The organism is Rhodovulum sp. FJ3 (assembly GCF_032918305.1).
Classification (GTDB): domain Bacteria; phylum Pseudomonadota; class Alphaproteobacteria; order Rhodobacterales; family Rhodobacteraceae; genus SAT37.
Map to the genome: position 1 here is coordinate 63,310 of NZ_JAWJUU010000007.1, position 13,200 is coordinate 76,509.

Consider the following 13,200-nt stretch of genomic DNA (forward strand, 5'->3'; position numbering starts at 1 on the left):
TAACTTCTCTTCAACGCGCAGATGTACCGAAAAAGGAATGAGAACATGTTTACGAGAAGAGCCGCACTGATGGGCGCAGCCGGGGTTGCGTCACTTCCGATCCTGGCCAAGGCCGTCCATGCCGAGACGGAGGCCGCGCCGCTTGCCGCTCCTGCGGACCTGTCGAGCCTCACCCGTGTAAAGCGCGAACTGGTCGCGCCTCCCTTTGTGCATGATCACGAACAGGTCGCGCCGGGCGCGCCGCGCATCGTCGAATTCGAGATGAAGATCATCGAAAAGGAAATCGAGGTCGATGACGGGGCCTATCTGCAAGGCATGACCTTTGACGGGTCGATCCCCGGACCGATGATGGTGGTGCATGAGGGCGACTACGTCGAACTGACCCTCATCAACCCCGAAGACAACCTGATGCAGCACAACATCGATTTCCACGCCGCGACCGGCGCGTTGGGCGGTGGTGCGCTGACCCACGTGAACCCGGGCGAAAAGACCATCCTGCGGTTCAAGGCAACCCGTCCCGGCACCTTCGTCTATCACTGCGCACCAGGTGGCCCGATGATCCCGTGGCATGTGGCGTCCGGCATGGCCGGCACGATCATGGTGCTGCCGCGCGACGGGCTGAAGGACCACGAGGGCAAGCCCGTCGGCTATGACCGCGTCTACTATATCGGCGAGAATGAGTTCTACATTCCGAAGGACGAGGATGGCAATTACAAGCGCTACGCCGATCCGGGCGAAAGCTATCCTGACACGCTCGAAGTCATGAACGGGCTGATCCCGACGCATGTGGTCTTCAACGGCAAGGTCGGCGCGCTGACCGGCGACAACGCAATGACCGCCAATGTCGGTGAACGGGTCCTGTTCGTGCACAGCCAAGCCAACCGCGACACCCGTCCGCACCTGATCGGCGGGCATGGCGACCTGGTCTGGGAACACGGCAAGTTCAACAACATCCCCGACCGCGACATGGAGACATGGTTCATTCGGGGCGGCTCGGCCGGGGCGGCGCTGTATACCTTCCTGCAACCGGGGGTCTACGCCTACGTGAACCACAACTTGATCGAGGCGGTAAACCTTGGCGCGACGGCCCACGTCAAGGTCGAGGGTGAGTGGAACAACGACCTGATGGAACAGGTCCTTGCGCCCAGCGACCTGAACGCCTTCTGAGGCAACCACGGAGAGGACGGGAGAGGGGCGGTTGCACAATGCGGCCCCCCTTGCCGTTTCAAGGAGGTTTCGATGAAAGTTACGTTGGTAATGGCTGCGGTCGGGCTTGTGACGGTCCTGGGCGTGGGGGCGAAACGCCCCTCGGACCCACCGTTCGACCCGCCGGAGATGGTTCGTGTCGCCACAGGAGAGATTGCGTTCAGGCCCTTGGGGAATTTTGCCTTGTCCGGCAAGACACGCACGCCAAGGGTCGTGCAAACGACCGTGCCGGGCTTTGACATCATGAAATACCAGGTGACGGGCGCGCAATATGCCGCCTGTGTCGCCGATGGCGCCTGCGAAGGCGCGCGCGTGTTGGCCCCGGATGCGCCGCAGACCGGCGTCAACTGGCAGGACGCCACGGCCTTTGCCCAATGGTATTCGCAGCAGACCGGAGCGTCCTGGCGCCTGCCCTCGGACGTCGAATGGCAATTGGCCGCTGCGGAACGCTATGGCGACAGTGCGCCGGACCCTGCGGCGGCCGATCCCGGCGCGCAGATGCTGGCGAGTTACGAAAACGGCGCAACGCTGCGCCTCAAGGCCGATCCGGCGCTCTATGCTGCGGGAACCTTCGGATTGAATTCCAATGGGTTGGCGGACGTTTCGGGCAATATTTGGGAATGGACGGACGGGTGTATGCAGACCGGCACGCTGACGGAGGATGGCCGGGTGGCCAAGACCGATCCCTATTGCGGGGTCCGTATCGCGGGGGGTGTCCACCGGGCGGCGGTGATCGACTTTGTCCGCGACGCCAGTGGCGGCGGCTGTGCCGTTGGGCTGCCGCCGGATCACCTCGGGTTTCGGTTGGTGCGGGGGGAGTGACCCCCGCTATGATGCCTGACTGAAGCGGATGCCGTCCGGCACATGCGCGTCAAAGGCGCTGGCGATGATCCGCGTCAGGGCTCGGCCCTCCGGGGCGATGCTCAGCGCGTCGTCCGTCACGGCGACCAGATCTCCGAACCGTTCGCCCACCAGTGCGATCTGCGCATCCAGCGTCGCGGCCAGCGCGCCAAATGTACGGCGCAGCGCGGCGCGGTCGAGCCGGAAATCGCACATCAGCATCTCGATGGCGCGGGCGCGAAGCAGGTCGTCGCCGGTCATAATGTGGCCCCGCGCCCCCGCCAGCTGCCCGGCCTCGATCCGCTGGATATAGGCGGCTGTGGCGGACGCGTTCTGCACATAGCCCTCCGGCAGGCGAGAGATCGACGACGCCCCCAGGCCGATCAGCGTTGGGCAGGTGTCATCGACATAGCCCTGAAAGTTACGCCTCAGGTGGCCGCTGGCGGCGGCGCGGGCCAGCCCGTCTTCGGGACGGGCAAAGTGGTCGATGCCGATGGCTGTCAGCCCGGCGCCGATAAAGCGATCAGCGGCAAGGTTGGCCAGCGCGTGGCGGGCCTCTTCGGCGGGCAAGGCATCTTCGGGGATCAGCTTTTGCCGTTTCGAGACCCACGGCACATGGGCATAGCCGAACAGCGCGACACGGTCCGGGGCAAGGTCCAGCACCTTGGACACGGTGTCGTCCAGCCGCGCGGCGGTCTGGTGCGGAAGGCCGTAGACGAGGTCGGCATTCAGCGACCGGATTCCGGCAGCGCGCAGATCGTCGACGCAGGCCCGCGTGATGTCAAAGGGTTGCTCGCGCCCGATGGACTGCTGCACCAGCGGGTCGAAATCCTGAATGCCGATGCTGGCGCGGTTCATGCCTTCGGATGCCAGAGCCGCGATCTTGGCGCGGTCGACCATCGTGGGGTCGATCTCGACCGAGAATTCGTTATTCTCGGTCGGCGGGATCACCGCACGCACGGCCTGCGCCAGCCGATGGATCATCTCTGGCGGCAGGATCGTCGGCGTGCCGCCGCCCCAATGCATCCGCCCCATGCGCAGGCCCTTGGGAAGGATGTGCTTCAGCAGCGCCAGTTCCTGTTCCAGCGTGCCAAGGTAGCTTTCCACCGGTGACAAGGTCTTTGTCCCCTGAGTGCGGCAAGCACAGAACCAGCACAGGCGTTCGCAGAACGGGATGTGGATATAGACCGAGACGGGTTGGTCCGGGTCAAGCGCGGCCAGCGCGCGGGTTTGGTCGGCCGCGCCTACCCCGGGCGAAAAGACCGGGGCGGTGGGGTACGAGGTGTAGCGGGGCACCCGGCTGTCGAACAGGCCAAGGGTTCTGAGGCGGTCGATCTGTTTCATATGCGTGATATGCGCTTTTTGTAACGCCGCGACTTTGCGCAGGATCAACTTCAGACCGGAAAGGCCGAAACGCCGATCACCGCCGTATGAAGATGCAGCAAGGCCATCCACAGGATCATACCGATGGCGCAGCGGATCAGCAGTCGGCGCAGGTTGGCCCGACGCCACTTCGGGTCGGCGAAGGGCTTCAGCGAAAACAGCGCGGTCTGATCGAAGAACGCAGGGCCAAGCGTGCGCCGCGCCTTGGCATCAAAAGCTGGGATGGCGGTCAGCGCCATGGCGGTGAAGCTGCCGAACAGGATCACATTGGCCAGATCGCCATTCGGCACCAGATGCGCCCCGGCCCACAGCGCCAGCGCAAGGAACAGCGGATGGCGCGAGACGGCGGCGAAACCGGGTTGGGCGGGGGCGAAGGTCTTGCGTCCACCCAGGGTAAAGGGTTGCGCCATCCCGGCGCCGCAAGCAACCAGCACCAGCGCCACGGGCATCGCGACATTCGGCACCCAGCGAGTCCAGGACATCTGCGGCCAAAGCTCGACAAAGGGCGCGCGCCCGGCGGCGGCGATCAACCAGACGAGCAGCACCAGCGACATGACGCCATAGACGGCGAAATAGGCTTTCCGACCGAAGGCACCGATCAGCTTTTCGCGCAGGCCACCGAGGCGGGGCACAAAATGGCTGGCCGCGAACAGCGCCAGAGCAAGGGTGTATTCGGTCCAGCCGCTCATGCTTCGTCGACCTCCTTCATCAGTCGGGTGATGTGACAGGCAAAGGCAAAGGTTGCCGGGAGACCGATCACCAGCCCCCCGGCGGCAGACTGCCAAGGCGACAGTACCGGCCAGCCCAACCACGACCCGATCAGCGAGGCAAAGAACAGGTTCACTCCCATCGCGCCCGCGCCAAACGGATAGAGCGCCGCGAGCAGCTTCCACGAGGGTCTCATCGACGGCTGACCAGCATCTGTACGGCGACCAGCGCCGCGATCAGAGCGACGGAGCCCACGAAAAACCAGAACTCGGCCACGTCGTTCTGCGGTTGCGGGATGGGCCGCTCGAACCCGGCAAGCGCCGGGGCGGGGATCAGGGCGGCAAGGGCGAAAAGGCGTTTCATGTCAGCTCTCCATGGTCAGGGTCTGGTAGATGTCGGGCAGGGCGCGGGGCAGGCGTCCGGGATCGGGCAGCAGGGTAAAGCCCGCGCGGCCAAAGATGCGCGCGAACCAGTCCTGCCCGTCCTGATCGACGATCACGCCATGCACGGCCTGACCCAGCGCGCGGGCCTCGCGGACGGCCATGCGGCTGTCTTCGATGCCATGTGGGCCTTCGTAATGGTCAAGATCGTTGGGCTTGCCGTCGGTCAGCACCAGCAACAGGCGGCGGGTTGCGCCTTCGTCCGCCAGTTGCGCGGAAACATGTCGGATCGCCGCCCCGAGGCGCGTGTAGTGGCCGGGGCGAAAGCCACCGATACGGGTGGTGACGGCATTGGACATCGGCTCGGCAAAGGTCTTGGCGCGGTGCAGGAACACCCGGTCGCGTTTCAGGGATGAAAACCCCCAGATGCCCAGACGGTCGCCCGCCGTGTCGATGCCGCAGGCCAACGCGGCCAATGCCTCGCGTGCGGTTTCGATCACCGAGGTGTCGCCAAGGGCCGCTTCGGTGGACCGCGAGCAGTCCATCAGGATCGCCACGCTCAGGTCACGTGCCATCGGGCGGCCCGATTGCCAGACCCGGTCGCTGCCCTGCTGGCCGCACGCCATGTCGGTCTGCGAAGTCACGACGGCGTCAAGATCCAGATCGTCGCCGTCCAGTTGCCGGGGCAGGATGACGCGGCGCGGATGTAGGGGCGCGAACTGGCGGCGCACGCGGGCGACAAGGCGCGGATCGGGGGCGTAGTCGGCGCGCGGCACGGCCTCCGCTTCGAGCACGCGGCTATGATCCGGCATGTAGATGCCGGTGCGGCGGTTCCATTCGGGATAGGTGAAACGCCCGGCAAGCCGTTCGTGATCGGCATCCTGCGGCGACATGTCCAGCGACAGGCGCAGCCGGGTCGCCGCGCGTTTGATATTCTGCGACAAGGTCAGGTGGTCCTGATCCTCGGCGGCCTTGGCGGCGTTGTCCTGATCGTCGTCATCGACCATGCGGTTGATGTTCAGGCTTTCGGCCCAGGACATGATCGATTCGAACCGGTGCACGATGAAGCTGTCATTGCGGTTGGCCTGATCGCGGTCTTCGCGGCGGGCCTCCTTGCGGGTGGGCAGGGCCATGGCTGGGGCGGGGGCCTCGTCACTGGCGGCGGCGGGCTGGTCGCTGCGCATGCGGGTGCGCAGGCGCGGCCAGATCGGCAGCGGCGCAAAGCTGCGGTAACCGCGCGGGGCGGGGCAGGTCAGGCATTCGCGCTGTTGCGCGTGGCCGCAGAGTTGGTCCAGCAGCATCCGCTCGATCCCGGCTTCGCAACGCGGCAGCCCGGTACGGTGGCGATGCAGGGTGATGTGGGTGCAGAACGCGGTATGAGGCACGCGCAGACCGGGGCAGGCAACATAGGCGCGGTCCGAGGCCTGCGCCAGCGCGGCAATTTCGGCCCGGTCGGCGGCCAGCGGATCGGCCTGCGTGTCGGGCAGGTCAACCAGCGCCGCCAGGGCGGTCAGCCACAGGTAGCAGGCGCGGTTGAGATCGCGCGTGGGAAAGGTGTCGATCACCGGCGGCAGGCGCAGTCGGTCACCGTCGAAATCGGCCACATGCGCCTTTTCGCGCGGCGTGCCGATGCGCCTCAGCCGGTCGGGGCGGTGGTCCGATGTGGTCAGCGGGGCCGGGGTGATTTCCACCCCCGCCGCGCCGCCCAACGCCCGGAACAGCGCCAGCACCGAAGACCGCATGGCCTCGAACGTCACTGCGCGGTCCGCATTGCCCGCAACCGCCCCCCAGCGCGTGGCCATGTCGTGCCAGAGGTTGCCGACGGTTTCTTCGGGCTCCATCAGGTCGAGGACGTGGATCATGGCGTCACCCGTAGATCACGGCGGCCAGGTCGCGCAGGGCTTGCTGCACGTCGGGCTCATCCGACAGCGGTTCGATGATGGCGGCCTCGATGGCGCGGTCCACTGGCATGCCGCGTGCGATCATCGTGGCGGCATAGATCAGCAGGCGGGTGGACACCCCTTCTTCCAGGTCCATGCCGGACAGCGCGCGGATCTTGCCCGCCAGCCGCACCAGCGCCAAGGCGCGCGCCTCGTCCAGCCCGCTTTCACGTATGACCACCGGGGTCTCGACCTCGGGTGTCGGGAAATCGAAGCCGATGGAGACAAACCGCTGCCGCGTGGACGGCTTCAGCTTTTTCAGCACGTTCTGATAGCCGGGGTTGTAGCTGGCGACCAGCATGAAGGGCCCCGGCGCCTGCAATTCCTCGCCGGTGCGGTCGATGACCAGACGACGCCGGTCATCGGTCAGCGGGTGCAGGACGACGGTGACGTCCTTGCGCGCCTCGACTACCTCGTCGAGATAGCAGATGCCGCCTTCGCGCACGGCGCGGGTCAGCGGGCCATCGACCCAGACGGTTTCGCCACCTTTCAACAGGTAACGCCCGATCAGGTCCGCCGCAGACAGGTCGTCATGGCAGGCGACGGTGTGCAACGGCAGGCCCAGCCGTGCGGCCATGTGTTCGACGAAGCGGGTCTTGCCGCAGCCTGTCGGCCCCTTCAGAAGAAGGGGCAGGCAGTTTTCATAGGCCGTCTGGAACACCGCGCATTCATCGGATTGCGCATGGTAGAACGGCAGGTCGGCATGGGTCAGGTCTTTCATGGCTCACTCTCCCGGAACGGCCACGGGGCCGGGTTTCACCACCTCGCGGCGCACCACGAGCATCGAGTAGATGAACAGCACCGCACCCAGCACCACGGCGATGCCGGACCCGAAGCGCATCAGGTAGAACAGCCCCAGCTGGTCCTGCACATCCATGTAGTAGTCGCCGACGATGCGCTGCATGTGCGTCTGGATCGTCCCGGCAAAGGTCAAGGTGAAGGTCATGAAGGCCATGCCGCCGGTCATCAGCCAGAAGCTCGCCATGTTCAGCACCTGGTTATAGGGATCACGCTGGCGCAGATGCGGCATCGCATAGGTGAACATCGCAAGATTGAGGGCGACATAGGCGCCGTAGAAAGCAAGGTGCCCGTGGGCGGCGGTGATCTGCGTGCCGTGGGTGTAGAAGTTCACCCCGTGCAGCGTGTGCAGGAAACCCCAGACGCCCGCGCCGAAGAAGGCGACGGTGGACGATCCCAGCGACCACAGCAGCGCGGCCTTGTTCGGGTGGTTCTTGCGGCCCTTCCAGACCATGACGAAGGCGAAAGACATCATGGCGAAGAACGGAACGACTTCGAAGGTCGAGAAGATCGAGCCGATCCACTGCCAGTAGCCCGGCGTGCCGATCCAGTAAAAGTGGTGCCCGGTGCCGAGGATGCCGGAGAAAAGCGCGGTGGCGACGATGACGTAAAGCCATTTCTCGATCACTTCGCGGTCGACGCCCGTCAGCTTCAGCATCAGGAAGCCGAGGATCGCGGCCATGACCAGCTCCCACGTGGCTTCGACCCACAGGTGCACGACCATCCACCAGTACATCTTGTCGAGGCTCAGGTTGTCGGGGTTGATGAAGGCAAAGACCCAAAGCAGGCACAGCAGCCACAGGCCCATCATCAGGATGTTGGTGATCGCCGTCTTGCGCCCCGCAAGGAAGGTCAGCGAGACGTTCACAAGGAAGATCACGGCGGCGACGAGGATGCCGAACTTGACCCAGAGCGGCTGTTCAAGGAACTCGCGCCCACCGTGGATGCCGACAAGGTAGGACCCGACCGCGCCCAGCGTGCCGACCACGAGGATCGCGAGCTGGATATAGGCGAGCTTGACCGAGAAGATCTCGCGCTCGGACTCTTCGGGAACAAGGTAGTAGGCCGCGCCAAAGAAGCCCAGCAACAGCCAGACAATCAGCGCGTTGGTGTGGATCATGCGCACGATGTTGAAGGGCAGGACCTCGGACAGCGTGTTGGGCGAGACGTATATCCAGCCCAGCAGCAGTCCGCCGAGGACCTGTATGCCGAACAGCGCCATGGCCGCGAGGAAATAGGCGTAGGCCACCTTTTGCGATTGGTATTTCATGGTTTTTTCTCCCTCAGCCCGCGTCGTTCGGCGGCCAGTTCTGGGTGTCGGTCTGATCGGCCCAGCGGAGGAATTCCGCGAGCCCGCGCATTTCCTCTTCGGTGATCTCGAAATGCGGCATCTGGCGGCGCCCCTCGATCCCCGAGGGCTGTGCGGCCATCCAGCTATCCAGCATCTCGTAGGCGCCTTCAGGGTCGTCGGCCACGCCCCAGCGGGTCATCACGTTGCCGACCTCGGGGGCGAAATAGGCACCTTCGCCATGCAGCGTATGGCAATTGATGCAGGAGTTCCGCTCCCACACATGTTTGCCAAGCACGACCTCTTCGGTCAGCGGCATCCCGGCGGTGGCGTTGTCTACGATGTGGCGGTGGCTTTGTGCCGTGAGGGCCACGAACACGACGACGAAGAATATGGATCCCCCGTAGAACACGTTCCTCGCCCGCGATTTGGTTAGAAATTCAGACATGTCGCGGTCCTGTCGAATTGTTTCGTATAACCGCTGTCTACCGGGGGCTGACGGGCCGCTTGTTGTGCAAACGCAAAGAAGCGGACGAAAGGTGCGGGCACCATGTGGCTATGAAAGGACCGCCCATGCCACAGCCCGATTTCGATGATCCTGATCTGCCCCTGACCGAATTGTTTATGGCATGGCCGGATATGGCAGAAAGCTTCATGCAGAGGCGGATGCTCTGCCCTGGCTGCCTGATCGCGCCGTTTCACGCCATCACCGACGCCTGTCTGGAATATGATCTGGACGAAGGCGCGTTTCGCGAAGAATTGCAGGCCCGCATCAAGCCTTAGACGTTACGCCTCGCTCAGCACCACCAGCGCATGAGGGTCGGTGACCACGATATGTTTGCGGGTCGACTCCACGATCCCGTCCTTTTGCCACGCCGACAGCAGGCGGCTGACCGTGTGCAATGTCGTCCCCGTCATGTCCGAGATGTTCTGCCGTGTCACCGGAAAGGCGATCTCGATTCCCTTGTCCGACTTGCGCCCGCTTTGGTGGACCATCCGCAACAGCGCACAGGCGACGCGCTTTTCGACGGCCTGCGTCGCCATTTCCGTCAGGGTTTCCTGAATTTGCCCAAGGCGCTGGCCAAGTGTCTTGTAGCTTTCGGTGGCAAAGCCGGGATAGCGCGCGATGAAATCGTCCCAAACCCGGACCGGCCATGACAGCGCGATAGACTCTGCCGCGGCGATGGCGGTCGCCGGATAGGTGTCGCGCTGCAAGGCGGGGGCGATGCCGAAAAACTGTCCCGGGGAAATATGCAGTACAATGATCTGGTCGCCCCCTGGAGTCGACCGGATCACCCGCAGGTAACCATCCAGCAACAGGTAGAACCGATCGGCGTCATGCCCTTCGCGGAAGATCGCCGTCCCCTCGCTATAGAGCCGTGACGTGGCCTGATCGAGGATCTCGCGAATCTGCGCCCGGTCCAGCAGGGAAAACGGTGGCAATCCGGTCAGCAGGCTTTCGTCGAGTTTCGGCACGGTTTCGTATCCGGAGTTTGTGCAAGAGCAACGTTCGTGTCGACCTTCTACGGCAAATCAGGGGCAAACGAAATAGACGGAAACGCAGAAAGGATGCTCCGATGTTCAAATCCATGATGATGACTGCCGCACTTGTCCTGACCGCCACCGTGGCGGGCGCCGAGACCTTCGAGATCCAGATGAAGAACAAGGGTGAGGCGGGTGTGATGGTCTTTGAACCCGCCTTCGTGAAGGCCGCGCCGGGCGACGTGATCCACTTCGTGCCCACCGACAAGGGGCACAATGTCGAAAGCATCGACGGAATGCTTCCCGAGGGCGTCGAAAGCTTCAAGACCAAGTTCGATGACGCGTTCGAGCTGACAGTGGATGCCGAAGGGGTCTACGGAGTCAAATGCACGCCGCACTATTCCATGGGCATGGTCGCGGTGATCCAGGTTGGTGATCCGGTGAACCTCGATGCGGCCGCTGCGGTCAAGCAAAAGGGCAAGGCCAAGGCCCGCATGGCGGATATTCTGGCTCAGGTCGAATGACGCATCGTCCCGCGTCATCAGACTTGTTCGGGCGACACGTCAGCGTCGCCCGATCTTATTGAAGGAGTTGCCCCATGACCCCGCGCGCGCCTTTTGCCGGACCAGCCGTGTTTTCCTACGGGTTCAGGCCATTCTTCCTGGCCGCGACTGTGTTTGCGGTGTTGATCTTGCCACTGTGGTGGTCGGTCTGGCGCGGCGGCGTCGTTCTTGACGGTCCATTTGCGCCGACGGACTGGCACGCCCACGAGATGATTTTCGGCTACGGCGCTGCCGTGGTCGCAGGCTTTCTCTTCACCGCCGTGCCAAACTGGACCGGACGGCTGCCCACGCGAGGCTGGCCGCTGGCTGTCCTGCTGGCGCTCTGGCTGGCGGGGCGTCTGTCTGTGGCCGGGCTGATCGGGCTTGGGCCGGTACTCGTGTTGCTAGTGGATCAGGTTTTCCTGTTAGCCGTGGCCGCGATGATCGCGCGCGAGGTCGTGGCCGGGAAAAACTGGCGCAATCTCAAGGTTCTGGTGCCTGTGTCGCTGCTTTGGTTGGCGAATGTCCTGTTTCACGTCGAAGCGATGAACGCGGGCACCGCCGACCATGGCCGCCGGTTTGGAATGGCGCTTTTGATCTTCCTCATCATGTTGATTGGTGGCCGTATCGTGCCAAGCTTCAGCCGGAACTGGTTGGTGCAGCGCGCCGCTAAATCCCTTCCAACTGCGTTCAATCGGTTCGATGGAGTTTGCCTTGTCATAGGCGCCGCTGCTTTGGTCGGCTGGGTTGCCGCACCTGTCGGCATGGCCACCGCGGTTGTTGCAGGCTTGGCCACCGTCCTGCATCTGTTTCGGCTTGTCCGCTGGCGTGGTCACGCAACCTGGCGTTCGCCGCTGCTTTTGATGCTGCATCTTGCCTACCTGATGGTTCCAATGGGATTGGCATCGGTGGCGGCCTCGGCGCTGGACCTGATCGCGCAGAATGTCGGAGCACATGTGCTGGGCATCGGGGCCGTGACGGCGATGACCGTGGCCGTCATGATGCGGGCAACGATGGGGCACACCGGTCGTTCGTTGATTGCCGGGCGCGCTCTGTCCATCGCATTTGCATTTGTGCTGGTTGCGATGGTGTTCCGGGTCACGGCAGCGCAGGTCGCGCTTGGCGGATTGGATGGCATTGACCTTGCCGCGGTTGCCTGGACCGTTGCCTTTGCAATTTTGGCGTGGCGGCTTGGGCCTTGGCTTCTGCAAGCCAAGGTCGCGCAGAAAGCCGTTTCTCGGGCTGCGCGATGACCCGTGTCAGCAATTCCTTCGTGCGGTTTGATCCAGATTAAATCGCGCGCTGCCGGATCTGTTAAATCTGCCCTCGAAAATCATCTTTATAGGATTTACCGACACAGATGGCCCGGAGGCTCGGATGAAAGACATGACCGCCGAACAGGATTGCCGCTGCGGATGCACAGCGTCCGAAAGCCTTGATCTGAAAGACGCGATGGCGCTTTCCGCTCGGTTGGCCGAGCCGGTGCCCGAGGTCGAGGACATTGCGCTGTCTAAGGCCGCCGGTCGTATTCTGGCGCAGCCCGTGTGTTCGGCTTTTCCTGTCCCACGCTTTGACAATTCCGCGATGGACGGGTTTGCGCTGTCCAGTTCGGCGCTGGAGGGCGCGGGGCCATGGGAGCTTCGGGTGACAGGCCGTGTCGCTGCGGGTTTCTCGGGCGCTCCGGTCGCCTCCGGCGATGCCGTGCGCATCTTCACCGGTGCACCCTTGCCCAAAGGCACGGACACCGTTGTGATGCAGGAACATGTCGTGCTGGTCAGCGACCGTGTTCAGATCAATCGACGCCCGGTGAAAGGCGCGCATGTCCGCAGACAGGGCGAGGAAGTGACCCAAGGGGCTGAAATCCTTCCCATCGGTTGCCGGATGACACCCAGAGCCATCGCCGTGGCAGCCTCGGGCGGTGTTGGGCGCGTCACGGTGCGCCGCCGCGTCCGGGTCGCCCTTTTGAATTCGGGCGATGAGGTGCAACCAGCGGGCGAGCCCTTGTCGGATGCGCAGATCCCGGATGTGAACGGCCCGATGCTGGCGGCGCTATTGTCTCGGCCCGACACGGACCTGGTCATGCACAGGCACGTGCCCGATACGCTCGACGCGCATCTCGAAACGCTTGCACAGGCCAGCGCCGTGGCTGATCTGGTGGTGACCACCGGTGGCGTCTCGGTTGGGGTCGAGGATCACATGCGGGCCGCCGCGGCACTGCTGGACGGACGCATCGACATTCCATCGGTTGCCCTCAAACCCGGCAAACCCGTGGAGGTTGGGCAGATCGGCGCTGCGCGCTGGTTGGGCCTGCCCGGAAATCCCATGTCGGCCTTTGTGACTGTCACGCTTCTGGGCTTGCCCTTGCTTGACGCGCTCTGCGGAACGCCCGGCGCGCAGCGCTTGCATCGGGTGCGCGTGCTGAACACGGTCAGGCACCAACCCGGCCGCTCTGAGGTCCGGCCAGCGGTGCTCGACGCGACCGGCTGTTCGGTAACGATTGGCGGTCCGGTGCATTCGGGACGGATGACGCCGATCGTGCTGGCCGATGGCTGCGTCCTGATCCCCGCCGACGCCGAAGCCTTGTCCCCCGGTGATATGGTGGACTTCTTGCCGTTCAACCAAAGGATTTGACC

15 protein-coding genes are annotated in these 13,200 nt (G+C 64.0%); 6 read left to right on the forward strand and 9 right to left on the reverse strand.

What is annotated here, in order from left to right:
- Positions 1 to 45: 45 nt before the first annotated feature.
- A complete protein-coding gene (gene nirK, locus R1W00_RS16060) occupies positions 46 to 1,167 on the forward strand; it encodes a copper-containing nitrite reductase (RefSeq protein WP_317263785.1) in 1,122 nt (373 codons plus the stop codon).
- Positions 1,168 to 1,239: 72 nt separating this feature from the next.
- Positions 1,240 to 2,028, forward strand: coding sequence for a formylglycine-generating enzyme family protein (locus R1W00_RS16065; RefSeq protein ID WP_317263786.1), 789 nt, complete (start codon positions 1,240 to 1,242; stop codon positions 2,026 to 2,028).
- A gap of 6 nt (positions 2,029 to 2,034) precedes the next feature.
- Here R1W00_RS16065 and hemN read toward each other — a convergent pair whose 3' ends face one another.
- The 8 genes from hemN to R1W00_RS16105 are packed head-to-tail and all read right to left on the reverse strand — an operon-like array spanning position 2,035 to position 8,991.
- Complete coding sequence (gene hemN, locus R1W00_RS16070; protein ID WP_317263867.1) at positions 2,035 to 3,390, reverse strand: oxygen-independent coproporphyrinogen III oxidase; 1,356 nt, start codon at positions 3,388 to 3,390, stop codon at positions 2,035 to 2,037.
- Positions 3,391 to 3,440: 50 nt separating this feature from the next.
- Positions 3,441 to 4,118, reverse strand: a complete 678-nt coding sequence (locus R1W00_RS16075; RefSeq protein ID WP_317263787.1) for an NnrU family protein — start codon at positions 4,116 to 4,118, stop codon at positions 3,441 to 3,443.
- Positions 4,115 to 4,333 carry an NnrT protein gene (locus R1W00_RS16080; protein ID WP_317263788.1) on the reverse strand — a complete coding sequence of 73 codons (219 nt, stop codon included), beginning with the start codon at positions 4,331 to 4,333 and terminating at the stop codon, positions 4,115 to 4,117. The genes R1W00_RS16075 and R1W00_RS16080 overlap by 4 nt, the downstream gene beginning before the upstream one ends.
- On the reverse strand, positions 4,330 to 4,500 hold the full coding sequence (locus tag R1W00_RS16085; RefSeq protein WP_317263789.1) for a hypothetical protein: 171 nt from the start codon (positions 4,498 to 4,500) through the stop codon (positions 4,330 to 4,332). The genes R1W00_RS16080 and R1W00_RS16085 overlap by 4 nt, the downstream gene beginning before the upstream one ends.
- Before the next feature lies 1 nt (position 4,501).
- Positions 4,502 to 6,379 (reverse strand): nitric oxide reductase activation protein NorD, encoded by a 1,878-nt coding sequence (locus R1W00_RS16090; protein ID WP_317263790.1) that lies wholly within the window; start codon positions 6,377 to 6,379, stop codon positions 4,502 to 4,504.
- A 4-nt stretch (positions 6,380 to 6,383) separates the two neighbouring features.
- Complete coding sequence (locus tag R1W00_RS16095; protein ID WP_317263791.1) at positions 6,384 to 7,178, reverse strand: CbbQ/NirQ/NorQ/GpvN family protein; 795 nt, start codon at positions 7,176 to 7,178, stop codon at positions 6,384 to 6,386.
- A gap of 3 nt (positions 7,179 to 7,181) precedes the next feature.
- Complete coding sequence (locus R1W00_RS16100) at positions 7,182 to 8,525, reverse strand: cbb3-type cytochrome c oxidase subunit I (RefSeq protein ID WP_317263792.1); 1,344 nt, start codon at positions 8,523 to 8,525, stop codon at positions 7,182 to 7,184.
- A 13-nt stretch (positions 8,526 to 8,538) separates the two neighbouring features.
- Positions 8,539 to 8,991, reverse strand: a complete 453-nt coding sequence (locus R1W00_RS16105; protein WP_317263793.1) for a cytochrome c — start codon at positions 8,989 to 8,991, stop codon at positions 8,539 to 8,541.
- Positions 8,992 to 9,116: 125 nt separating this feature from the next.
- On the opposite strand from R1W00_RS16105, the gene R1W00_RS16110 reads away from it, so the two are divergent.
- Entirely contained in the window at positions 9,117 to 9,326 is a 210-nt protein-coding gene (locus tag R1W00_RS16110; RefSeq protein ID WP_317263794.1) for a hypothetical protein, read from the forward strand.
- 3 nt (positions 9,327 to 9,329) lie between these two features.
- Here the strand turns inward: R1W00_RS16110 and R1W00_RS16115 are convergent, their stop codons facing one another.
- The gene (locus R1W00_RS16115) at positions 9,330 to 10,019 is read right to left on the reverse strand and encodes a Crp/Fnr family transcriptional regulator (protein WP_317263795.1); all 690 of its coding nucleotides are present in this window, start codon (positions 10,017 to 10,019) and stop codon (positions 9,330 to 9,332) included.
- 101 nt (positions 10,020 to 10,120) lie between these two features.
- Between R1W00_RS16115 and R1W00_RS16120 the strand changes: the two genes are divergently transcribed.
- From R1W00_RS16120 to R1W00_RS16130, 3 genes are all read left to right on the forward strand, one after another.
- Positions 10,121 to 10,549, forward strand: coding sequence for a pseudoazurin (locus tag R1W00_RS16120; protein WP_317263796.1), 429 nt, complete (start codon positions 10,121 to 10,123; stop codon positions 10,547 to 10,549).
- A 74-nt stretch (positions 10,550 to 10,623) separates the two neighbouring features.
- Positions 10,624 to 11,820: an NnrS family protein gene (locus R1W00_RS16125; protein WP_317263797.1), complete on the forward strand. Its 1,197-nt coding sequence runs from the start codon at positions 10,624 to 10,626 to the stop codon at positions 11,818 to 11,820.
- Between the two features lie 124 nt (positions 11,821 to 11,944).
- Positions 11,945 to 13,198 carry a molybdopterin molybdotransferase MoeA gene (locus tag R1W00_RS16130; protein ID WP_317263798.1) on the forward strand — a complete coding sequence of 418 codons (1,254 nt, stop codon included), beginning with the start codon at positions 11,945 to 11,947 and terminating at the stop codon, positions 13,196 to 13,198.
- Positions 13,199 to 13,200 lie beyond the last annotated feature (2 nt).

What these genes read in the sequence shown, in the direction of transcription:
- nirK (WP_317263785.1), top strand. Translation starts at nt 46, where the DNA reads ATGTTTACGAGAAGAGCCGCACTGATGGGCGCAGCCGGGGTTGCGTCA.
- R1W00_RS16065 (WP_317263786.1), top strand. Translation starts at nt 1,240, where the DNA reads ATGAAAGTTACGTTGGTAATGGCTGCGGTCGGGCTTGTGACGGTCCTG.
- hemN (WP_317263867.1), bottom strand. Translation starts at nt 3,390, where the DNA reads ATGAAACAGATCGACCGCCTCAGAACCCTTGGCCTGTTCGACAGCCGG.
- R1W00_RS16075 (WP_317263787.1), bottom strand. Translation starts at nt 4,118, where the DNA reads ATGAGCGGCTGGACCGAATACACCCTTGCTCTGGCGCTGTTCGCGGCC.
- R1W00_RS16080 (WP_317263788.1), bottom strand. Translation starts at nt 4,333, where the DNA reads ATGAGACCCTCGTGGAAGCTGCTCGCGGCGCTCTATCCGTTTGGCGCG.
- R1W00_RS16085 (WP_317263789.1), bottom strand. Translation starts at nt 4,500, where the DNA reads ATGAAACGCCTTTTCGCCCTTGCCGCCCTGATCCCCGCCCCGGCGCTT.
- R1W00_RS16090 (WP_317263790.1), bottom strand. Translation starts at nt 6,379, where the DNA reads ATGATCCACGTCCTCGACCTGATGGAGCCCGAAGAAACCGTCGGCAAC.
- R1W00_RS16095 (WP_317263791.1), bottom strand. Translation starts at nt 7,178, where the DNA reads ATGAAAGACCTGACCCATGCCGACCTGCCGTTCTACCATGCGCAATCC.
- R1W00_RS16100 (WP_317263792.1), bottom strand. Translation starts at nt 8,525, where the DNA reads ATGAAATACCAATCGCAAAAGGTGGCCTACGCCTATTTCCTCGCGGCC.
- R1W00_RS16105 (WP_317263793.1), bottom strand. Translation starts at nt 8,991, where the DNA reads ATGTCTGAATTTCTAACCAAATCGCGGGCGAGGAACGTGTTCTACGGG.
- R1W00_RS16110 (WP_317263794.1), top strand. Translation starts at nt 9,117, where the DNA reads ATGCCACAGCCCGATTTCGATGATCCTGATCTGCCCCTGACCGAATTG.
- R1W00_RS16120 (WP_317263796.1), top strand. Translation starts at nt 10,121, where the DNA reads ATGTTCAAATCCATGATGATGACTGCCGCACTTGTCCTGACCGCCACC.
- R1W00_RS16125 (WP_317263797.1), top strand. Translation starts at nt 10,624, where the DNA reads ATGACCCCGCGCGCGCCTTTTGCCGGACCAGCCGTGTTTTCCTACGGG.
- R1W00_RS16130 (WP_317263798.1), top strand. Translation starts at nt 11,945, where the DNA reads ATGAAAGACATGACCGCCGAACAGGATTGCCGCTGCGGATGCACAGCG.